This window comes from Streptomyces sp. NBC_01237 (assembly GCF_035917275.1).
GTDB lineage: Bacteria > Actinomycetota > Actinomycetes > Streptomycetales > Streptomycetaceae > Streptomyces.
Window position 1 is genome coordinate 2,418,733 of the sequence record NZ_CP108508.1, and the last position, 22,024, is coordinate 2,440,756.

Genomic DNA, 22,024 nt, shown 5'->3' on the forward strand with positions numbered 1-22,024 from the left:
GATCCCCGGTGGGCGCCCTCAGGTGAACGGAGTGGCCCAGTGCTGGAGGGCGCGCTCGGCAAGGAACGCGACCAGCTGAATATCGGGTCCCAGATCCCGGGCTTCACGGCCGGCGGGAAGAATGACGTCCGGACGCTTCCCGCCGCCGCCCTCCTTCGCATGCACGATTCTGCATCGCAGATCGTAGACACGCTCCGATACATGGGGCCGGTAATCCGTTCCGGCGACCGGCTGGAAGGCCGCGCCGACCGGCAGACAGTGCAGCCCTGTGATGAGTTGTGGGTTGCTCAGATCCGGAAGCAGCCGGTCACCCACCAGATGCCCCGTCACCTGTGTGGTGGTGAGGGCGGCATCGATGACCGCGTCAAGCTTTCCCCGCTCCGTGCGAAGCGGATTTGTCCCGTAGGGGGAAGACGCCTCGTTCACTTTCTTCCCCTGGGCCAAGGCGCAGGTGTCGGCCGCCCTTCCCATATAGAACTCCAGCACCTGATAGTACTTCAGGTACCTTTCGAGGGAATCGCGTCCCGTGGAAGTCGCAGCCGCGTACATTTCCGCCGGAATGGCATCGTATGTGCGTACGGGGAATTTCACCCTCCCCGCCCTGTCACGGTGCGAGCGACCGTTCAACGCGTAATCGGGGTTCCACAGACGCAGCGAGACTCCGGCGTTCCTGGCGATTTCGTGGCAGTAACTCGTGCCGTACTCGACCAGTGCCTCTTCGGCCTCCGTGGGGTCGGAGAAGGAGAACCCGCTGAGCTCCAGCGCCACGGAGAGCGACTGCGGGAGCCGCCTCCGGTAGAGCACCTCCAATGCCCCGTCGGATCGGGTGACGCGGATCTTCCTCGCGTCGGTGGCCGGCGGCACCGGAGGCTCCTCGCAGAGGAAGGCACCCCGGTGAGCGAGAGTCCCCAGGAAGTCGTCGCGCAGCGGACCCTCGGTCTTCATGTCCTTCCGCCGGACGTTCCACTTCTCGGAGCGCGCGACGGCCCAGGGAAGACTTTCGTAGTCGCCCACGAGGCGGGCGGAGATGATGCCGTCCCGCTCGTACCACAGCGCCTGCCGGCCCGGTAGCGGGAAGGCGGATTCAAGAATTCCTGAGAAAGCGCCCAGTTGGGAAGCGGAGCGGAATCGGACTCTGTGTTCCGGACCTCGCTTCGGCCCCGAGAAGATGATGCGCGCATCATCACGCTGCCCGCGTCCGCCATTCCACTGCACCGTAACGTCCGCACGCGTCCGGGCTTTGACCCCGAGGGCGGCAACCGCCTCGGCGTAAGTGGTTACCGGCTCTTCGAACTTCCAGGAATCGTCGTCCCAGGCATCGTAGTCGAATTCGTCTTCGAAGCCATCGCTCTCACGGCCTTGCGTCTCCGTCATGTGAAACCCCCTCGCGACGAGTGTGCCGCATTGCGGAGACCGGCGTCACGGCTCTGGGGACGAGTCAGCGAGGACCGGAGTCGGGCGGCGCCGGAAGCCCCATGTCGCCCTGTTCTCCGATGAGTTCGGCGACTTCCCCGGTCTTCCACGCACCGGCCGCCCCCGGACACGAAACCACGTACTCCGCGATGGTCCGGACGTCCCACGCGCCCGCGTCGAGGAGACCGGAGGCCAGGACTCTCACGTACGGGGCGGAAGGCTTGTTCCACGCGATGCCGCGCACGCCCCAGGGGGCCGTGAAGGTGAGCACCGGACAGCCGTCCAGCGTGCCCGGACAGACGAGCGTCTCGTATCTGCCCGGTCCCAGAACGGCCCTGCCGTGCTCCGTGACCTCCGACAGATCCAGGTCCGCACCCGGCTCCCGGTTCATCTCCTGCGCGACGATGTCGGAGAACTGCCCCACCGTCACCAGGTGGGCCCGCGCCAACGCCCGCCCCTCGGCCCGCGGATCGTAGAAGGCCCTGCCCCCGGTCCACACGGGCGATTCGGTGGCGAAGTAGACCTGCCCCACGAGTTCGACCGGAGCCGATGCGGCCGGCGGCCGGGGGTCACGGCATCCCGGGTACGTACGGTCCGTTCCCGGAAACCTCCCTCCCGCGAGGTAACGGGCGAGCCGGTCCCTGTGCGTGTTGGAGCCGTACGCCGTGTACCAGACCCGCCGTACGGGCCCGGCGGCCCCGGCGGTGTCGATGACTCGGGGGTTCACGTTCACGCGGCAGGCACGTCCTCACCGATGCGTGGCGGTCGCCGGGCCGGATGCGTGATCCACAGTGGCGGGGCCCGGTCGTCGTCATCGTAGCCAGGACGCGGGGGACGCGGGGGAGGAAACGACGACGGGCCGACGGTACGAAACCGTCGGCCCGCGGCCGGATGTGTGACGGGGCGCCCCTACAGCACCGGCAGCAGGTTCTTCAGCTCGAAGGCGGTGACCTCGCTGCGGTACTCCTCCCACTCCTGCTTCTTGTTGCGGAGGAAGAAGTCGAAGACGTGCTCGCCGAGGGTCTCGGCGACCAGTTCGCTCTTCTCCATCAGCGAGATCGCCTCGCCGAGGTTCTGCGGGAGCGGCTCGATGCCCATCGCGCGGCGCTCCGCGTCGGACAGCGCCCACACGTCGTCGTCGGCGCCCGCCGGGAGTTCGTAGCCCTCCTCGATGCCCTTGAGGCCCGCGGCGAGGAGCACCGCGTACGTCAGGTAGGGGTTGGCGCCGGAGTCGATGGAGCGGACCTCGACGCGGGCCGAGCCGGTCTTGCCGGGCTTGTACATCGGGACCCGGATGAGCGCGGAGCGGTTGTTGTGGCCCCAGCAGATGTACGAGGGGGCCTCGCCGCCCGCGCCCGCGCTGCGGGCCGAGCCGCCCCAGATGCGCTTGTAGGAGTTGACCCACTGGTTCGTCACGGCGGAGATCTCCGCGGCGTGCTTGAGCAGGCCCGCGATGAAGGAGCGGCCGACCTTGGAGAGCTGGTACTCGGCGCCCGACTCGTAGAAGGCGTTGCGGTCGCCCTCGAAGAGGGACAGGTGGGTGTGCATGCCCGAGCCCGGGTACTCCGAGAACGGCTTCGGCATGAAGGTGGCCTGCACGCCCTGCTCCAGCGCGACCTGCTTCATGACGAGGCGGAAGGTCATGATGTTGTCGGCGGTGGAGAGCGCGTCCGCGTACCGCAGGTCGATCTCCTGCTGGCCGGGGGCGCCCTCGTGGTGGCTGAACTCGACCGAGATGCCCATGGATTCGAGCATGGTGATCGCCTGGCGGCGGAAGTCCATGCCGACGTTCTGCGGGGTGTGGTCGAAGTAGCCGGAGCTGTCGGCCGGGGTCGGGCGGGTGCCGTTGACCGGCTTGTCCTTCAGCAGGAAGAACTCGATCTCCGGGTGGGTGTAGAAGGTGAAGCCCAGGTCGGAGGTCTTGGCGAGGATGCGCTTGAGCACGTAGCGCGGGTCCGCGAAGGACGGCGAACCGTCGGGCATCAGGATGTCGCAGAACATCCGGGCCGTGCCCGGGGCCTCCGCGCGCCACGGCAGGATCTGGAACGTACCGGGGTCCGGCTTGGCGATCATGTCCGATTCGTACACCCGGGCGAAGCCTTCGATGGCCGAGCCGTCGAAGCCGATGCCCTCGTCGAACGCCTGCTCCAGCTCGGCGGGCGCCACGGCCACGGACTTCAGGAACCCGAGGACGTCGGTGAACCACAGCCGCACGAAGCGGATGTCGCGCTCCTCAAGGGTCCTGAGGACGAATTCCTGCTGCTTGTCCATAGCCACATCCTTGCAGTTCAGACGGTCCGTGCACCACCGCCCGGGGTAGGGGAGAAACTCCAGTATCACGACCCGGGATTTCACCCAGATTACGCACTCGGTGTGAGAGAGAGCACTCGGCCACCCACTACGATCGGCGCCCATGGTGTGCGCGGGTCGCAGCGGCCTCGTGACCGGCCTGTGCGCACCGGTCCTCGGACCGGTTCCGTCTCTTCCAGCCCCTTCGCAGAAGGACTCGACGACATGAGCTTCGACCGCAGGTCCCGCATAGAGCAGATGCGCAACGACGACCGCACGCGCGACCGCCGTACCCGGACCGTCGCGATAGTCCTGAGTGCCGTCGTCGTGGCCGGTCTGGTGGGTTTCGGCTCCTACATGCTGCTGGAGAAGTCCGAGGCGAAGGAGAAGAAGGAGGACGGCCTGGCGCAGGACGCCAAGCAGACCGAGAAGGACGACAAGACGCTGGCGGCCGAGCCGGTCAAGGACGAGAAGACCTGGGACGCCAAGAAGCTGACCCGTAACCATGTGGCCGGTGCGGTGGACTACCCGATGAAGCCTCCGGTGGGCGGCGACCACAACCAGGCGTGGATGAACTGCGACGGCGACGTATACGAAAAGGCGCTCCCCGACGTGAACGCCGTCCACTCCCTGGAGCACGGCTCGGTCTGGGTCACGTACAACGACAAGGCGTCCGACGCGGATGTGGAGAAGCTCGCGGCACGGGTCGGCTCCACGCCGTACTCGCTGATGAGCCCGTACGAGGGCCAGTCCGGGGCGATCATGCTCAGCGCCTGGGGCAAGCAGGTCACCGTGGACAGCGCGGAGGACCGGCGGGTGGCACAGTTCTTCGCGAAGTACGTCCAGGGTCCGCAGACGCCGGAGCCGGGCGCGCCCTGCACCGGCGGGCTGGCGGCGCCCCAGTGATCCCGGAGCCCGACGGCGGCGCCCGGCGTACCCGGCGTACGCAGTGGGTGGCGGGCTCCGCCGTGGCGCTCGCGCTGCTCTTCGCGGGGGCGGCGACGGTCGCCTCCGCACGCGACGACGGGCCGGACCCGACGGGGGCCGCGCGGATCACCGTGCCGTCGGCCGAGTCCGCCGACGCGGGCTTCGCACGGGACATGGCCGTCCACCACCAGCAGGCCGTGGAGATGTCCTTCATCGTGCGCGACCGCACGAAGGACGAGGAGGTGCGCCGGCTCGCCTACGACATCGCCCAGACGCAGGCCAACCAGCGGGGCATGCTGCTCGGCTGGCTGGACCTGTGGGAGCTGCCGAAGGTGGCCCCGGAAGGGCAGCGCCCCATGGGGTGGATGTCCTCGGACGGCGGCGGGCACGCGGGGCACGACATGGCGGGGATGCCCGGATCCGCCGCCGGGTCCGGGGCCCTCATGCCCGGCATGGCCACCCGGGCCGAGCTGGAGCGGCTGGGCACGCTCGACGGACGGCGGGCGGAGGTCTTCTACCTCCAGCTGATGACCGACCACCACCGGGGCGGCGTCGCCATGGCCGAGGGGTGCGCCGAGCTGTGCACCGTACCGGCGGAGCGGCGGCTCGCGCGGGGCATGGTCGAGGCGCAGCGGTCCGAGCTGGACCTGATGGCCGACCTGCTGGCGGCGCGGGGGGCGAAGCCGCGCCCCTGAGCCGCCGCGGCACTCCCCGTACACCCGAACGGGTGACAGCGGTCGCGCGCTCCGGGCGGGCCCATGACGATGGGTTCGCTCGGGGCCGTACGGCAGTGCCCATCGGCACGCAGGAGGAACCCCATGACGACCGCCAAGGACATCATGCATACCGGGGCCCAGTGGATCCCGGCCCACGAGACGCTGGACCGTGCCGCGCAGCTGATGCGCGAGCACGACGTGGGCGCGCTGCCCATCTCCGCCAACGGCGAGCGGGACCGGATGGTCGGCATCCTCACGGACCGGGACATCGTGGTCGGCTGTGTGGCGAAGGGCCACGATCCCTCGAAGGTGACCGCGGGCGACCTCGCACAGGGCACACCGCGCTGGATCGACGCGGGCGCGGGTGTGGACGCGGTGCTGGAGGAGATGCAGAACCATCGGATCCGCCGGCTCCCGGTGGTCGAGAACAAGATGCTGATCGGCATGATCAGCGAGGCCGACCTGGCGCAGCACCTCTCCGACGAGCAGATCGCGGGCTGGGCGGAGAAGGTCTACTCGCGCGGCTGAGCCGCCGTTCCCCGAGCGTGCGGTGGCCCGGTCCCTCCTTCGGGTGAAGGGCGGGCCGGGGTCTCCGCCTGCCCGTATACCCGGTAGGGGTAGGGTGCGAGGCATGGCCGGTCAGGGGAAGAGGTGTGCGACGTACGGGCAGCTGATGCTGTTCGCCGCGCTGCTCCTCGGGATCGTGACCATGCACACGGTCGGGCATTCCGCCGAGCACGGCGCCCCGAACGGGCAGCCGTCCGCACATGCGCCGCACACGGTGCCCGCGGATGCCCCGGCGCGTGCGGATGCCTTGGTGACTGCCGATGTCCCCGTGGCCGCCGAAGTCCCGGCGCGTGCGGATGCGGTGGTGGCCGCCGAAGTCCCCGTGGCCGCCGAAGTCCCGGCGCGTGCGGATGCGGTGGTGGCCGCCGAAGTCCCCGTGGCCGCCGAAGTCCCGGCGCGTGCGGATGCCTTGGTGCACCCGTCCGCCGGTGCCGCACCGGACGGCGCCTCCCGTGCCGATGCCGCCCCCGGCGGTCCGGCTCCCGAAGTGCGCTCCCCCGGCAGTGCGCCGATGAGCGGCATGGATCCGCTGTCGGTCTGTCTCGCCGTGCTCGGCGCCTGGGGCCTGGCCCTGATCGGCTCCTGGCTGCTCGGGCTGCGGTCGGCGGACCGCCCGCTCGGCGTGGCCGCCGGTGCGCGGCCGTTGCGGGCCCTGTGGCCGAACCCCCCGCCCCGCAAGGCCGTGCTCGCCCGGCTGTCGGTGCTGCGTATCTAGGAGTGGGCGTTCACCTCCGCCCTTCTCCCCCAGCACACGACTTCGTCCAGAGGTGCACTCAGTCATGTCCACGCAGCCCACCCGACGCGCCGTGCTCGGCGCCACCCTCGCCGTCGCCGCCGGCGGATCCCTGACCGCCTGTTCCCGCGACACGTCGGCCGGTACGTCCTCCGGCGCCGGAGCCGGTGACCTCTACGTCTCGCCCGACGGCAAGGAGGTCGCGGCGGCCGAGGCCGAGCGGGGCTCCGGTCCCGTACGGAAGGTCTCGCTCACCGCCGCCCCCGCCCGCCTCGACCTCGGCGGCGGGCGCACCGTCAGCTCATGGGCGTACGGGGACCGGCTGCCCGGCCGTGAGGTCCGGGTCACCGCGGGCGACACCCTCGCGCTCACCCTCGCCAATCATCTGCCGCGGCCGACCTCGCTCCACTGGCACGGTCTGGCCCTGCGCAACGACATGGACGGGGTCCCCGGGCTCACCCAGCGGGACATCGCGCCGGGGGCCGAATTCACCTACCGGTTCGCGGTGCCGCACCCGGGGACGTACTGGTTCCACCCGCATTCGGGCGTCCAGCAGGACCGCGGGCTGTACGCCCCGCTGATCGTGGAGGACCCCAAGGAGCCGCTCGCGTACGACAGGGAATGGGTGCTCGTCCTGGACGACTGGGTCGACGGGGTGGACGGCTCCACCCCCGACGCGGTCCTCGCCGAGCTGCGCGAGGGCATGGGCGGCCACGGCACCGGTGCCGACGGGGGCGACAGCGGCGGTGACGGTGACAGCGGCGCGGGCCACGGCGGCATGGATCACGGCGGCGGGCAGGACATGCCCTCCACCCCGCCCGGCGGCAGGGGCGGCGGCCCCTCGCGGATGATGATGGGCGCCACCAGCACGCTGCTCGGCGGCGACGCGGGCGATGTCGCCTACCCGCACTACCTGATCAACGGGCGCACCGCGCGGGATCCGTCCTCCTTCACCGCCCGGCCGGGCGACCGGATCCGGCTGCGGATCATCAACGCGGGCGGCGACACCGCGTTCCGCGTCGCGCTCGGCGGACACCGGATGACCGTGACGCACACCGACGGCTTCCCGGTCCGGCACACCACGGGCGACGTACTGCTGCTCGGGATGGGCGAGCGTTACGACGTGCTGGTCACCGCCGGGGACGGGGTGTTCCCGCTGACCGCGCTCGCCGAGGGCAAGAAGGCGTCGGCGCTGGCGTTGCTGCGGACCGGTACGGGCGCCGCGCCCGCCGCCTCCGTACGGCCCCGGGAACTGGACGGGAAGCCGGTGGAGGCGGGCCGGCTGGTGCCGGACGAGTCCGTGGCCCTGCCGTCCCGCGCACCCGACCGGACCCTCAGGTACCGGCTCACCGGCGGCATGGCCGCGTACGACTGGGCCTTCGACGGCAAGCCGTACAGCGCCGGCCACCGGCGTCCGGTCGAGGCCGGGGAACGGGTCCGGCTGGTGTTCGACAACGCGACGGCGATGTGGCACCCGCTGCATCTGCACGGCCACACCTTCGCGATGGCCGGCAACGCGGCCGGGGCCCGCAAGGACACCGCGGTCATCCTGCCGCACCGCTCGCTGACCGTGGACTTCGACGCGGACAACCCGGGTCTGTGGATGCTGCACTGCCACAACGTCTACCACGCGGAGGCGGGCATGATGACGGTCCTCGGCTACCGCCGCTGAGCGACGTTCCCGGCGGGCCCCGACGACTCGTCGAGGGCCCGCCAGGACATCGCGTCAGAAAGACGATTACACTGGGCCGCGTGCCTCAACTACGCCTCGCACTGAATCAGATCGACTCGACCGTCGGCGACCTCGCCGGCAACGCCGAGGCGATCGTCCACTGGACCCGGCACGCCGCCGAGCAGGGCGCCCACCTGGTGGCGTTCCCCGAGATGGTGCTGACCGGATACCCCGTCGAGGACCTGGCCCTGCGGTCGTCCTTCGTCGAGGCGTCACGGGACGCGCTGCGTGCGCTCGCCGTCCGCCTCGACGCGGAGGGCTTCGGCGAGCTGCCGGTCGTCGTCGGCTACCTCGACCGTTCGGAGGCGGCCGCGCCGCGCTTCGGCCAGCCCTCCGGTTCCCCGCGCAACGCCGCCGCGGTGCTGCACCGCGGGGGGATCGCGCTGAACTTCGCCAAGCACCATCTGCCCAATTACGGCGTCTTCGACGAGTTCCGGTACTTCGTACGGGGCGACTCGATGCCCGTCGTACGGGTCCACGGTGTCGATGTGGCCCTCGCGATCTGCGAGGACCTCTGGCAGGACGGCGGCCGCGTCCCGGCCGCCCGGTCCGCCGGGGCCGGACTGCTGCTGTCGATCAACGCCTCGCCGTACGAGCGGGACAAGGACGACACCCGCCTCGACCTGGTCCGCAAGCGGGCCCAGGAGGCCGGCTGCACCACCGCCTATCTGGCGATGATCGGCGGGCAGGACGAGCTGGTCTTCGACGGTGACTCGATCGTCGTCGACAAGCAGGGCGAAGTGATCGCCCGTGCCCCGCAGTTCGCCGAGGGCAGTGTGATCCTCGATCTGGACCTGCCGGCCGCCGCGGCCGATGCGCCGTCCGGGGTCGTGGACGACGGGCTGCGGATCGACCATGTCGTGCTGTCCGAGGAGCCCCTCGCCCCGTACGAGCCGGAGCTGGCCGGCGGCTATGCCGAGCGGCTCGACGCCGACGAGGAGATCTACTCGGCGCTGGTCGTGGGGCTGCGCGCGTACGCCGCGAAGAACGGGTTCAGCAGTGTGCTGATCGGGCTCTCCGGCGGGATCGACTCGGCGCTGGTCGCGGCCATCGCCTGCGACGCGCTGGGCGCGCCGAACGTGTACGGCGTCTCGATGCCGTCGAAGTACTCCTCGGACCACTCCAAGGGCGACGCGGCCGAGCTGGCCCGCCGTACCGGTCTGAACTTCCGCACCGTACCGATCGAGCCGATGTTCGACGCGTATATGGCGTCGCTGGAGCTGACCGGTCTGGCCGAGGAGAACCTCCAGGCACGGCTGCGCGGCACGATGCTGATGGCGCTCTCCAACCAGGAGGGCCAGATCGTGCTCGCGCCGGGCAACAAGTCCGAGCTGGCGGTGGGGTACTCGACGCTCTACGGCGACGCCGTGGGCGCGTACGGGCCGATCAAGGACGTGTACAAGTCGTCCGTCTTCCGGCTCGCGAAGTGGCGCAACCGGGCCGCCGAGGAGCGTGGGCAGACCCCGCCGATCCCGGAGGCGTCGATCACCAAGCCGCCCAGCGCCGAGCTGCGGCCGGGCCAGGTCGACTCGGACTCGCTGCCCGACTACGACGTGCTGGACCGGATCCTGGAGCTGTACGTCGACCGGGACCAGGGCCTGGACGCGATCGTGGCGGCCGGGTTCGATCCGGAGCTGGTGGCGAAGACGCTGCGGATGGTGGACACCGCCGAGTACAAGCGGCGGCAGTACCCGCCGGGCACGAAGATCTCCCCCAAGGGCTTCGGCAAGGACCGGCGGCTGCCGATCACCAACCGGTGGCGCGAGTCCCGGTGATCCGGGACTGACGGACACAGCGACCGCCGCGCGGGCCGGACCCGTGCGGCGGTCGTTCCGTTCTCAGTCGCCGGACGGGCTCGCGACGCGGGCCCCGGGCTCCGTGTCGCGCCGGGAGCGCGGCAACGCGCCCGCCACGATCCGGGAGGCCCCCGCCGTACGGTCGCGGTCCAGCACGCCCGCCGTGACCGCCACCGCCAGCCCGATCACGGCCAGGACCGCGCCGACCAGGGCGGGGGACGTCCAGCCCCAGCCCGCCGCGATCGCCACACCGCCGAGCCACGCGCCACCCGCGTTGGCGAGATTGAAGGCGGAGTGGTTGGAGGCGGAGGCGAGGGTCGGGGCGTCCTTGGCCTTGTTCATCACCAGCATCTGGAGCGGAGTGGTCGTCATGAACCCGACCCCGCCCAGCAGCACCACCAGCACCAGCGCCGCCCACTGCACATGGACGACGAAGGGGAAGACGGTCAGGACCACGGCGAGCGCGCCCAGCGATCCGTAGAGCGTGGGGCGCAGCGCCCGGTCGGTCAGCGGTCCGGCGGCCAGCGCGCCCAGCGTCATGCCGATGCCGAAGAGGGCGAGCACCAGGGTCACCGAGGACTCGCCGAAGCCCATCGCCTTCGTCGTCATGGCCGAGAGGTAGGAGTAGACGGCGAAGACTCCCGCGAAGCCGAAGACCGCGGTGAGCAGCCCGAGGAGCACCTGGCGGTTGCCGAGGGCGCGCAGTTCGTGGCGGACGTTCTGGTGTGCCTCGACCGGGATCCGCGGGACGAGCCGGGCCAGCGCGGCCATCGCGCACAGCCCGATCACCGCGACGACCAGGAAGGTCGCCCGCCAGCCGAGGTGCTGGCCGAGCAGGGTGGCGGCGGGGACGCCGACGATGTTGGCGACGGTGAGGCCGAGGAACATCGTCGCGACGGCCCGCGCCTGACGCCCTTCGGAGACCAGCCGGGCGGCGACGACCGCGCCGACGCCGAAGAACGCGCCGTGCGGCAGCCCGGCGAGGAAGCGTCCGGCGAGCAGCCAGCCGAAGTCCGGGGCCAGCGCCGAGGCCAGGTTGCCGACGGTGAACAGGGCCATCAGCAGCAGGAGCATCCGCTTGCGCGGGATCCGGGAGCCGAGGCCGGTGAGCAGCGGGGCGCCCAGGACGACGCCGATCGCGTACGCCGACACGAGGTATCCGGCGGTGGGCACGGACGTTCCCAGGTCATCGGCCACATTGGGCAGGAGGCCCATCATGACGAACTCGGTCGTGCCTATGCCGAAGGCGCTCACGGCCAGGGCGAGCAGGGCCACGGGCATGGGGGAGGAACCTTTCGCAGCGGTACGGGGCGGAGTTCACCGCGGTACGGGGACACGAGCGGGGAGCCGCTGCCCCGGGCACGCACGGTGCCGGGCGGCGGCTCGGGCCTCGCCGACGACCTCACCGGCGGCGTTGCGGGCGAGATCCTGGGACCGGGGCTGTCCCGTCATCCCTGGCGGAGCGGCCCTCGGACCTTATGTAAGTATCCGGAACAAATTCTCGCAGACGTTTTATGCCGCGAGGTGAACGGACCGTTGCGTCAGAGTTCGACGCGGGCGGCGATCGGGAGATGGTCGCTGTCGGTCGCCGAGAGCGTCCACGAGGACATCGGCTCGACGCCCTTGACCATGATCTGGTCGATCCGCGCCATCGGGAACGAGGCGGGCCAGCTGAACCCGAAGCCGTTGCCCGCGGCGCCCTGGGTGGAGCGCATCTGCGCGGTGACGGCGTTCAGCGAGCGGTCGTTCATCGTGCCGTTGAGGTCGCCGAGCAGCACCACCCGGTCGAGCGGCTCGTGGGCGATCGCCTCGCCGAGGGCGTCGGCGCTGTCGTCGCGCTGGTTGGCGGTGAATCCGGCGTGCAGCTTCACCCGCACGGACGGCAGGTGGGCCACGTACACCGCGACCTTGCCGCTCGGCGCGGTGACGGTGGAGCGCATCGCCCGGGTCCAGCCCATCTTGATGTCGACGGGGCGGGTGTCGCTCAGCGGGTACTTGCTCCACAGGCCGACGGTGCCCTGGACCGAGTGGTACGGATAGCGGTCGGCGAGCGACTTCTCGTACGTCGCCACCTGCCGGCCGGGCAGTTCCTGGAGGGCCACGACGTCCGCCCCGGAACCCGCGACCTGCTGCGCGGTGCCCGCGGGGTCGGGGTTGTCCGCGTTGACGTTGTGGGTGGCGACCGTGAGATCGCCGCCGCCGCCCGCCTTGTCGGTGAGCAGGCCGCCGAACAGGTTGAGCCACACCACGACCGGCAGGAGCAGGGCGATCAGCGCGGTGGCCGAGCGCCGCACCAGGCCCAGGACCAGCAGGACCGGGACGAAGACCGCGATCCAGGGCAGGAAGGTCTCGATGAGGCTGCCGAGGTTGCCGACGGCGTTCGGCATCTGCGCGTGGAAGATCATCAGCAGCGTGAGGAGGACCGAGCAGACCGCCAGCACGATCCCGCGCCGCCACATCCCGCGATCCGCCGACCAGCGCTCACGCAGGTCCCGGAAACGGGACCCGGTGCGCTGCGGTTCCGCGCTGTCGTTACCGGTGTCCGCTCCGTACGCCTGCACCATCGCGCTGTCCTCACTGCCTTGCCGTGCCCATTGCCGCGCTCTTGACCCTAGGCGATGTGCGGCGTCTTTCCCGCCGCCGACGGCGGCCGTACGGAGGTCAGGACGAACGGAGCGGGGCCGCGGGTTCCGGTGCGGGCCCGGCCGTGCGGGCTTGTGACAGAACACTCACACGGGCACCGGCCCCCGGCGCGTCACCCGTGACCTGCGGCTTCGGGGGCGAGTCCCTGGAGCAGCACCCGGATGACGCTGTCGGCGAGGTCCTCGGGCAGCGCGGCGTCGGGGCGGTGGACGGTGCGTACGAGCATGGGGCCGAGAAACAGGTCGTCGATCAGTTCCACGTCGATGTCGTCCCGGAGCTCGCCCGCCTCCACCGCCCGCCGCACCGCCGCCAGCATCGCGACCCGGCGCGGGGCGATCACCGTGCACTGGTACTCGGACCACAGCTTGGGGTGGCTCTTCATCTGCGCGAAGACGTTGTGCAGGAGGACGGAGGAGCGCTGGGCGAGGCCCCGGGTGCGCAAGGACTCCAGGAGCAGCCGCAGATCGGCGAGTCCCGCGGTGCCGGAGACGGCGGGGTCGACGGGCTCCATGTCGCGCAGGACGTCGACGAAGAGCTCCTCCTTGCCGCTCCAGCGCCGGTAGATGGTGGCCTTGCCGACGCCCGCGGTGCGGGCGATGCGCTCGATGGACAGGCCGGCCAGGGGCTCCCCGGCCTCCAGGAGTCCGATGACGGCGTCCAGGATGGCCCGTTCGGCCGCGGCACTGCGGGGGCGGCCACGCCGGGGCTCCGGCTCCGGTGCGGGGTCGGGATCCGGGCCGTGCGGGCCGTCCGGGCCGTCCGCGTCGTCACGGAGCCGTGCCCGGCCCGCGCCGTCACGGAGCCGCGCGTCGTCCGCGTGATCCTGTTCCCGCACCTGCATCCGCCTCTCGCCGCGCCGTCCGGTCGGGCCGCTTCGCTGCCGTCGCCACGATTCTCGCCGACCCGGAGCGTGCCGGACGACGTTCGGCCGGGGGCCACCCCGTCGGGGGACCCCGGCCGGTGGTGGCGGGGCTACCGGCCGGCCGCCTTTCCTTCCAGTACGGGCTCGTCGCCCGCCGCGCCACGGGTCTTCGCCCCGTCCACGTGGGCCGGGAGGCGTCCCGGAAGGAACAGGCCGACGACCACGGCGCCGATCAGGGCGACGGCCGCCGAGCCGAGGGCGGTGACGTGCATGGCGCTGATGAACGCGTCGTTCGCCGCCGCGACCAGCGGTTTGCCCGCCGGGCCCAGCTTGGCGGCGACCCCCAGGGTGGCCTCGATCGACTCCCCCGCGACGTCCCTGGCCCCGGCCGGGACCCCGGACAGGTGTCCCTCGATGTCGCCCCGGTAGACGGTGGACAGCACCGAGCCGAGCACGGCGACGCCGAGCGCTCCGCCGACCTGGCGGAAGGTGTTGTTGATGGCCGAGCCGGAGCCCGCCTTCTCCCGCGGCAGGGCCTGCATCACGGCGACGGTGACCGGCGGCATGATGTGCGCCATGCCGGTGCCCTGGACGAAGAAGACCAGGCACATCAGCCAGACCGGCGTACCGGCGTCGAACAGGCCGAACGCCGCGAGCCCGCCCGCGACCAGCAGCATGCCCACGGTGCACACGGCGCGGGCGCCGAACCGGTCGACGACCAGCCGGGCGCGCGGCGCGAAGATCATCTGGGCGGCGGCCAGCGGCACGATCAGCAGCCCGGACTCCAGCGCGCTGTAGCCGCGCACGCTCTGGAGATAGAAGGCGGAGAAGAAGGTCACGCCCATCAGCGCGAAGAAGACCAGCGCGATGGCGGCCACGGCGGCGGAGAAGGCGGGCTTCTTGAAGTACGAGATGTCGATGGCCGGGTGGCTGCTGCGCTTCTCGTGCCAGACGAACCCGGCGAGCACGACGAGGCCGCCGATGGTCGAGGCGAGCACGGTGGTGTCGGTGAAGTCGGCGAGCTCGCCGCCGCGGATGATGCCGTACACGAGCAGGACGAGACCGACGATGGAGAGCACGACACCCAGCGGGTCGACCTTGCCGGGCTTCGGGTCCCGGGAGTCCGGCACCAGGAGGACCATCGCGACCAGGGCGACGATCACCACGGGAACGTTGACCAGGAAGATCGAGCCCCACCAGAAGTGCTCCAGGAGCAGCCCGCCGGTGATGGGCCCGATGGCGATGCCGAGGCCGACGCTGCCCGCCCAGATGCCGATGGCCTTGGGCTGCTCGTCCCGCTCGAAGACGTTCATCAGGACGGCGAGGGTGGCGGGCATCACGAACGCCGCGCCGAAGCCCATCAGCGCGCGCCAGGTGATGAGTTCGGCGGGCGAGGTGGAGAGCGCGGCCAGACCGGAGCCGATGCCGAAGACCAGGATGCCGAAGAGGAGGACCTTCTTGCGGCCGATGCGGTCGCCGAGCAGGCCCGCGGTGAAGAGCAGCCCCGCGAAGACGAGCGTGTAGGAGTTGATCGCCCACTCCAGCTCGCTCTGGGTGGCACCGATGCCGGTCGGAGAGGGGCTGGCGATCGTCTTGACCGCGACGTTGAGGATCGAGTTGTCCAGCACCACGATGAGCAGGCTGAACATGAGCACGGTGAGGATCGCCCAGCGGCGGCGGTGGATCGCTTCCGGGACACGGGGCACGGCGACGGGAGCGCCGGACGGTATGGACATGGCCACGACCCTAACCCACTTGCGATACGAGACCGTCTCGTATTGATAAGTCTTTACCCTCCTCGACGACCGGTGCGGGCCCACTTCCCGTCGGCCGCGCGGGGATGCCACCATGGAGGGGATCCGGGGACGCCGTCAGGGCGCCTCGAGATGACGAAGGAGCCGTTGGCCATGTCGCTTCAGGCTGCGCAGAATCAGTCCGCCCCATCCCCCGCCGGTCCCCCCGCCGACAGCAGCAAGGCGCTGTACGGAGGCAAGGGCACCCGCCGCATCACCGTCCACAACATCGCCGCCGCCACCGAGCGCGGCGAGAAGTGGCCCATGCTCACCGCCTACGACGCGATGACCGCGTCCGTCTTCGACGAGGCCGGTATCCCGGTCATGCTCGTCGGGGACTCCATGGGCAACTGTCACCTCGGCTACGAGACCACCGTGCCCGTCACGATGGACGAGATCGCCATGCTGTCCGCCGCCGTCGTCCGGGGCACCACGCGCGCCCTCATCGTCGCCGACCTGCCCTTCGGGTCGTACCAGGAAGGGCCCGTCCAGGCCCTGCGCAACGCCACCCGGCTGATCAAGGAGTCCGGGGTCGGCGCGGTGAAACTGGAGGGCGGCGAACGCTCCCACGAGCAGATCCGGCTGCTGGTCGAGGCCGGCATCCCGGTGATGGCCCACATCGGGCTCACCCCGCAGTCCGTCAACTCGATGGGCTACCGGGTACAGGGCCGCGGCGAGGAGGCCGCCCAGCAACTGCTGCGCGACGCGAAGGCGGTGCAGGACGCGGGCGCGTTCGCCGTCGTGCTGGAACTGGTGCCGGCCGAGCTGGCCGCCGAGGTCACCCGCACCCTGCACATCCCGACCGTCGGCATCGGCGCCGGACCCGACACGGACGCCCAGGTCCTGGTCTACACCGACATGGTCGGCCTGACCGGCGGCAAGGTGCCGCGCTTCACCAAGCAGTACGCCAACCTGCGCCAGGTGCTCGGCGACGCGGCGAAGGAATTCGCCGAGGAGGTCGTGGGCGGCTCGTTCCCGGCTCCCGAGCACGCGTTCCACTGACCCACCGCGGACCATTTCCCGCATCACCGACAGCCCGCCGACATCCCCCATCGGCGGGCTGTCGCCCGTCTGTCGGTGGAATGTCGGCGGGCTGTCGGTGGCGGTTGGTCCCATGAGGACATGACACGAACCGACAAGAACCCCGGGCGCGGCACGAACGCCGTCGAGGTGCGGGGACTGGTCAAGCACTACGGCTCGACCAAAGCGCTGGACGGCGTGGACCTCGATGTGAGCCAGGGCACCGTGCTCGGTGTGCTCGGCCCCAACGGCGCCGGCAAGACCACGCTCGTACGCTGCCTGTCCACCCTGATCCTCCCCGACGCCGGACACGCCGTCGTCGCGGGATACGACGTGGTGAAGCAGCCCCGGCAACTGCGCCGGACCATCGGCCTGACCGGCCAGTACGCCTCGGTCGACGAGAAGCTCTCCGGCTGGGAGAACCTCTACATGGTCGGGCGCCTGCTCGACCTGTCCCGCAAGCGGGCCCGCTCCCGCGCCGACGAACTCCTGGAGCGGTTCTCGCTCACCGCCGCCGCCCGGCGCCCGGCGATGGAGTACTCCGGCGGCATGCGGCGCCGGCTCGACCTGGCCGCGTCCATGATCGGCAGCCCGGCCGTCCTGTATCTGGACGAGCCGACGACGGGGCTCGACCCCCGTACCCGTAACGAGGTCTGGGACGAGGTGCAGCGGATGGTCGCGGAGGGGGCGACCGTGCTGCTCACCACCCAGTACATGGAGGAGGCCGAACAGCTCGCCGACGAGCTGACGGTCATCGACCAGGGGAAGATCATCGCGAGCGGCGGGGTGGACGAGCTGAAGGCGAAGGTCGGCGGCCGCACCCTCCAGATCCGGCCCTCGGACCCGGCGCAGCTGGCCGCGATGGCCCGGGCGCTCAGGGAGGCCGGACTCGACGGGATCGCGGGCGCGCAGGCCGTACCGGACGAGGGGCTGCTGCTCGTGCCGATCCTCAGCGACGAACAGCTCACCGCCGTCATAGGGCTGCTGGGCACCCGGGGGTTCTCCCTCGCCCATGTCGCCACCGCACTGCCCAGCCTGGACGAGGTGTTCCTCGCCATCACCGGTGAGAAATCCCCGTCCGTGACCGACACGATCCCCGAGGAGGTCGCGGCATGAGCACGGCGACTCTGACGCCCACGCCCACCGGATCCGTACCGCCGAAGGCGCTTCCCGGCGAGGGCCGGATCGGACTGCGGGCCAATCTGCGGCACATCGGGGCCCTGGTGCGGCGCAATCTGCTCCAGATCAAGAAGGACCCCGAGTCGATGTTCGACGCGGTCCTGATGCCCATCATCTTCACCCTGCTCTTCGTGTACGTCTTCGGCGGCTCGGTCGGCGGCAGTCTGGGCGGCGACCGGCAGGACTACCTGAACTACCTGATCCCCGGCCTGATGGCGATGATGGGCATGAACATCGCCTCCGCGGTCGGCTCCGGTGTCAACGACGACTTCCGCAAGGGCGTCATGGACCGGTTCCGGACGATGCCGATCGCCCGCTCCTCGGTCCTCATCGCGAAGATCGTGGTCGAACTCGGCCGGATGATGGTCGCCACGTTCATCCTGCTGGCCATGGGCTTCGCGCTCGGCATGGAGCTCAAGACCTCGGTGCTCGGGCTGGTCGAGGCGATCGCCCTGTCGGCGGTGTTCGGCGCCGCCATCATGTGGATCTTCATCCTGCTCGGACTGTCCATGAAGACGGCCCAGGCGGTTCAGGGAACGGGGATGCTCGTGCTGATGCCCCTCCAGTTCGGCTCCTCGATCTTCGCCCCGACACAGACCATGCCCGGCTGGCTCCAGACGTTCACCGAGTACAACCCGCTGTCCAACCTGGCGGACGCCGCACGCGGTCTGATGATGGGCGGGCCCGTCGCCCACTCGGTGTGGGTGACGCTGGGCTGGGCGACCGTGATCACGCTGGTGGTGGCCCCCCTCGCGGTGTCCAAGTTCCGCAAGAAGACCTGATCCGCGGCATCCCCGGCAGCGACCCGGCCCCGCGCCCGCTCCGTCATCCGCGCCACCGGGCGGGACGCACCCGGTGGCGCCGCGCACCTGGGGCGCCGCGTAACCGGGCAGCCGCGCCACCGGGCAGCCGCTACAGGTGCATGCCCGCCAGGGCGGTGACCTCGTCCAGCGTGAGGCCGCCGCCCTCGGCGTACGCCCGCGCATAGGCGGCGTCACCGAGCTCGGCGCGGGCGATCTCCTCGGCGCGGGCCAGATTCCGCCGCTCCGTCATCGTCGGCACATGCCCCTCGGGCCGCCTCGCCGCCTGCAGGCCGAGCACCCGCGCCGCGTCCCTGCCGCCCCGCTCGCCACCGATCCCGCCGAGCGCCCAGGCCACCGCGATCAGATGGACGGAGGCCATCTGCGGCGCCACCATCAGCGACAGCCGGTCCTGTGCCCGCTCCAGAGCCGTCAGGGCCCGCCGCAACGCCGTGACGTGGTCGCCTTCGAGGTTGTCCAGCCAGGCCAGCACCCCGAGCACGAACCCGCCGAAGATCGCCACCGTCTCCGAATCGAACTCGTCGTCCAGCCGGGCCAGCTGCTGCCTGGCCTCGTCGATACGGCCGCTCTGCCCCAGCCACAGGCCCAGATGCATCCGGGCGGCCGGGGTCGCGTCGCTCCCCGGATGCCGTCCCCCGTCGATCACTTCGCGCAGGATGGCCTCCGCCTCCTCGCCCCGGCCGGTCTCGGTGAGGATGCCCGCGTACCGGGCCCGCAACAGCCCGACCTGGGCCTGGGCGCCCAGTTGTTCCGCGTAGCCGACAGCGGCCAGGAAGTCCTCGGCGGCGGCGGCGAAGTGCCCGGCCCGCTCATGGGCCTCGCCCCGGGAGGAGAGCGCCTCGGCGGCGCCCCACGCGTCGCCGAGCCGGACGAAGATCTCCAGGCTCTCCTCGGCGTCCGCCCGCGCCCGGCCGGCCGATTCGGCGTGGTTGGCCAGAAAGTTGGCGCGGTTCTGGAGCGCGGCGGCCAGCTCCCAGGCGAAGCCGAACTCCCGGCAGGCCCGGACGGTCTCGTCCAGCACCTCGTGCAGCTGATCGGCCTCGCCGATCAGCATGACGGCGTACATCCAGAGGTAGCCCGGGGTACGGCAGGTCTGCGGCTGGCCCGGCCGGTAGGTCTGCGTGATCACCCGCAGCCGCTCCTGGTTGTCCCCCGTCATCCACAGGTCCATCGCGTGGTCCATGGTGGCCAGTTGGACGAGGGCGACCCCCCGCCGCGCCTCCTGGAGCAGCTCGGGCTCCATCGGCGGCGGCGCGTCGATGGCCTGCTGCCGGAGCGAGGGGGCCGGGGTGCCCGGCGGGGCGAACGGGTCGGGGCCCAGGGCGGCGACCGCGTCGGCCCAGTGGCGGGCCTCGGTGCGCAGATCGCGCATCAGCCAGTACCAGGCCAGCGAGAGCACGAGGCAGAGCGCCTCGTGCTCGTCCCGGGCGGCCACCGCACGGCGCAGCGCGACGCGCAGGTTCTCGTACTCGCGCTGCAGGCGTTCGATGGCGGCCCGCTGTCCGCCACCGCGGAGTTCCGGTGCGGTGGTCCGGGCGAGCTCCCGGAAGTGCACCAGGTGGCGTCCCTCGACAGCGGTGCGCTCGGCCGCCTCGTCGAGGCGCTCGGAGGCGTACTCGCCGACGGTCTCCAGGAGCCGGTAGCGCATCTCACCGTCGCCACCGGGAGCGGCGACGACGAGGGACTTGTCGACGAGGGAGCCCAGGAGCGCGGCGACGTCCCGCGAGTCGACCAGGTCGAAGGCCCCGGCCTCCCCCGCGAGGTCCGCTCCGGCTCCGGGTCCGGCGGGCAGCGCGCAGACCTCCTCGGCCGCGGCGAGCGCACAGCCGCCCGCGAACACCGACAGCCGGCGCAGCACGGCACGCTCGGCACGGTCCAGCAGGTCCCACGACCAGTCGACGACGGCGCGCAGGGTCTGCTGGCGCGGCAGCACGGTACGGCTCCCGTTGGTCAGCAGCCGGAAGCGGTCGTCCAGCCGGTCGGCGATCTGGCGCGGGCTGAGCATCCGCAGCCGGGCCGCGGCCAGTTCGATGGCGAGGGGCAGCCCGTCGAGCCGGTGGCAGATCTCCGCGGCGGCCGCCGCGGTCTCCTCGTCCGCGTCGGTCCGGAAGCCGGGGCTGGCGGCGTTCCCCCGGTCGGCGAGCAGCCGCAGCGCCATCGGGTCCGGCAGCGGGTCGACGGGGCGGACGAACTCGCCCGGTACGCCGAGGGGTTCGCGGCTGGTCGCCAGGACGGTGAGCCCCGGGCAGTGGGAGAGGAGGTGGTCGGTGAGGGCGGCGGCGGCCTCGATGACGTGTTCGCAGTTGTCGAGGAGCAGCAGCATGCGCCGCCGGGAACAGTGCTCGGTGAGGCGTACGAGCGGGTCCCCGGCACCGCGCTCGGCGGCCCGCAACTCCTCCGCACCGGCGCCGCGCAGCACGGTCTCGCGGGCACCGAGCGCGGTCAGTACGGCCTCGGGCACGGCGTCCGGGTCGTCGACGGGGGCCAGTTCCGCCATCCAGACCCCGTCCGGCCACGCGGCGGCGACCGTCTCCGCCGCCTCCTGGGAGAGCCGGGTCTTGCCCGCGCCGCCGGGGCCGAGCAGCGTGATCAGCCGGCTGCGGGTGAGGTCCTCGCGCAGGGCGGCGATGTCCGTCTCCCGGCCGACGAAGCTGGTGAGCCTGGCCCGCAGATTCCCGGCCGGGGGCGGCGTGGGCGGGGAGGGGGGTACGGAGTGCTTCCGTGGAGCCGGGTGGGCCGGGATCTCCGGGTGGGCCGGTGATGCGGCCGGGTGTGCAGGTGGTGCGGCCGGCGCTGTCTGGTGCAGCAGTTCGTCGTGCAGGGCGCGCAGTGCGGGCCCCGGGTCGGTGCCGAGCCGGTCCGCGAGTATGGACCGCGTCTCCTCGTACGCCGCCAGCGCCTGCGCCGTGCGGCCCGCGTCGCGCAGGGCCCTGATCCGCAGGGCCTGGAGCGGTTCGTCGAGCGGGTGGGCGTCGCAGAGCGCGGCCAGTTCGGGCAGGGCCTCGTCCGCCCGGCCCAGGGCGAGGGCCGCGGCGAACGCGGTCCGCCGGGCATCGAGCCTGCGGGCCTCCCAGCGGGACGCGGCGGCGGCCCGGTCCGGCAGATCGGCGAGGGCCGGTCCGCGCCACAGGGCGAGGGCCTCGTCCAGCAGCGCGGCGGCCCCGGCGGCGTCCCCCCGCTCCAGGGCCCGGGTCCCCTCCCCCGCGAGCCGCTCGAATCGGTGCAGGTCCACGGCGTCGGGCTCGGCGGTGAGCCGGTATCCGCCGTCCGCCGACGCGACGGCAGCCCGGCCGAGCGCGCGCCGCAGCCGGCCCACGAGCGCCTGGAGGGCGCCTGCCGCGTCGACGGGCGGGTCGCCGTCCCACACCTCGTCGACGAGCACCCCGGCCGGCACCGGACGGCCGGGACGCAGCGCGAGAACGGTGAGCAGGGCGCGCAGCCGCGCCCCGCCGAGGGCGACGGCCGTGCCGTCGTCGCGGAGTGCCCGGGTGGTGCCGAGGATGCAGTAGCGCACGGGCCCATTGTCCGCGACG

General features: G+C 71.7%; 17 protein-coding genes. 9 read left to right on the plus strand and 8 right to left on the minus strand.

Annotated features, from left to right (window positions below; all coding sequences use genetic code 11):
- Nucleotides 1–18: 18 nt before the first annotated feature.
- From OG251_RS10745 to glnA, 3 genes are all read right to left on the minus strand, one after another.
- Nucleotides 19–1,374, minus strand: coding sequence for a hypothetical protein (locus OG251_RS10745; protein WP_326676947.1), 1,356 nt, complete (start codon nt 1,372–1,374; stop codon nt 19–21).
- A gap of 64 nt (nt 1,375–1,438) precedes the next feature.
- The gene (locus OG251_RS10750; protein ID WP_326676948.1) at nt 1,439–2,146 is read right to left on the minus strand and encodes a histone deacetylase; all 708 of its coding nucleotides are present in this window, start codon (nt 2,144–2,146) and stop codon (nt 1,439–1,441) included.
- A 176-nt stretch (nt 2,147–2,322) separates the two neighbouring features.
- Nucleotides 2,323–3,684, minus strand: coding sequence for a type I glutamate--ammonia ligase (gene glnA, locus OG251_RS10755; protein WP_073725027.1), 1,362 nt, complete (start codon nt 3,682–3,684; stop codon nt 2,323–2,325).
- A 243-nt stretch (nt 3,685–3,927) separates the two neighbouring features.
- Between glnA and OG251_RS10760 the strand changes: the two genes are divergently transcribed.
- The 6 genes from OG251_RS10760 (at nt 3,928) to OG251_RS10785 (ending at nt 10,152) form a co-directional block, all read left to right on the plus strand.
- Entirely contained in the window at nt 3,928–4,608 is a 681-nt protein-coding gene (locus OG251_RS10760; protein ID WP_326676949.1) for a DUF3105 domain-containing protein, read from the plus strand.
- Entirely contained in the window at nt 4,605–5,324 is a 720-nt protein-coding gene (locus tag OG251_RS10765; protein WP_326676950.1) for a DUF305 domain-containing protein, read from the plus strand. Before OG251_RS10760 ends, OG251_RS10765 begins: the two co-directional genes overlap by 4 nt.
- Nucleotides 5,325–5,447: 123 nt before the next feature.
- Nucleotides 5,448–5,873, plus strand: coding sequence for a CBS domain-containing protein (locus OG251_RS10770; RefSeq protein WP_326676951.1), 426 nt, complete (start codon nt 5,448–5,450; stop codon nt 5,871–5,873).
- Between the two features lie 103 nt (nt 5,874–5,976).
- On the plus strand, nt 5,977–6,627 hold the full coding sequence (locus OG251_RS44975) for a hypothetical protein (RefSeq protein ID WP_442818320.1): 651 nt from the start codon (nt 5,977–5,979) through the stop codon (nt 6,625–6,627).
- Between the two features lie 64 nt (nt 6,628–6,691).
- The gene (locus OG251_RS10780) at nt 6,692–8,317 is read left to right on the plus strand and encodes a multicopper oxidase family protein (RefSeq protein WP_326676952.1); all 1,626 of its coding nucleotides are present in this window, start codon (nt 6,692–6,694) and stop codon (nt 8,315–8,317) included.
- Nucleotides 8,318–8,397: 80 nt separating this feature from the next.
- Nucleotides 8,398–10,152 carry an NAD+ synthase gene (locus tag OG251_RS10785; RefSeq protein ID WP_326676953.1) on the plus strand — a complete coding sequence of 585 codons (1,755 nt, stop codon included), beginning with the start codon at nt 8,398–8,400 and terminating at the stop codon, nt 10,150–10,152.
- A 63-nt stretch (nt 10,153–10,215) separates the two neighbouring features.
- Here the strand turns inward: OG251_RS10785 and OG251_RS10790 are convergent, their stop codons facing one another.
- The 4 genes from OG251_RS10790 to OG251_RS10805 all read right to left on the minus strand — a co-directional run bounded on the left by OG251_RS10790 (nt 10,216) and on the right by OG251_RS10805 (nt 15,414).
- The gene (locus tag OG251_RS10790; RefSeq protein WP_326676954.1) at nt 10,216–11,454 is read right to left on the minus strand and encodes an MFS transporter; all 1,239 of its coding nucleotides are present in this window, start codon (nt 11,452–11,454) and stop codon (nt 10,216–10,218) included.
- Between the two features lie 260 nt (nt 11,455–11,714).
- Entirely contained in the window at nt 11,715–12,632 is a 918-nt protein-coding gene (locus OG251_RS10795; protein WP_385896266.1) for an endonuclease/exonuclease/phosphatase family protein, read from the minus strand.
- A 296-nt stretch (nt 12,633–12,928) separates the two neighbouring features.
- Nucleotides 12,929–13,651 (minus strand): TetR/AcrR family transcriptional regulator, encoded by a 723-nt coding sequence (locus OG251_RS10800; protein ID WP_326676956.1) that lies wholly within the window; start codon nt 13,649–13,651, stop codon nt 12,929–12,931.
- A 137-nt stretch (nt 13,652–13,788) separates the two neighbouring features.
- Entirely contained in the window at nt 13,789–15,414 is a 1,626-nt protein-coding gene (locus tag OG251_RS10805; RefSeq protein WP_326676957.1) for a DHA2 family efflux MFS transporter permease subunit, read from the minus strand.
- A 171-nt stretch (nt 15,415–15,585) separates the two neighbouring features.
- On the opposite strand from OG251_RS10805, the gene panB reads away from it, so the two are divergent.
- The 3 genes from panB (at nt 15,586) to OG251_RS10820 (ending at nt 18,452) form a co-directional block, all read left to right on the plus strand.
- On the plus strand, nt 15,586–16,473 hold the full coding sequence (gene panB, locus OG251_RS10810) for a 3-methyl-2-oxobutanoate hydroxymethyltransferase (protein ID WP_326676958.1): 888 nt from the start codon (nt 15,586–15,588) through the stop codon (nt 16,471–16,473).
- A gap of 120 nt (nt 16,474–16,593) precedes the next feature.
- Nucleotides 16,594–17,607, plus strand: a complete 1,014-nt coding sequence (locus tag OG251_RS10815) for an ATP-binding cassette domain-containing protein (protein ID WP_326676959.1) — start codon at nt 16,594–16,596, stop codon at nt 17,605–17,607.
- Complete coding sequence (locus tag OG251_RS10820) at nt 17,604–18,452, plus strand: ABC transporter permease (RefSeq protein WP_326676960.1); 849 nt, start codon at nt 17,604–17,606, stop codon at nt 18,450–18,452. Before OG251_RS10815 ends, OG251_RS10820 begins: the two co-directional genes overlap by 4 nt.
- 130 nt (nt 18,453–18,582) lie before the next feature.
- On the opposite strand, the gene OG251_RS10825 is transcribed toward OG251_RS10820, so the two are convergent.
- Nucleotides 18,583–22,005, minus strand: coding sequence for an AfsR/SARP family transcriptional regulator (locus tag OG251_RS10825; protein WP_326681215.1), 3,423 nt, complete (start codon nt 22,003–22,005; stop codon nt 18,583–18,585).
- Between the last annotated feature and the right edge of the window lie 19 nt (nt 22,006–22,024).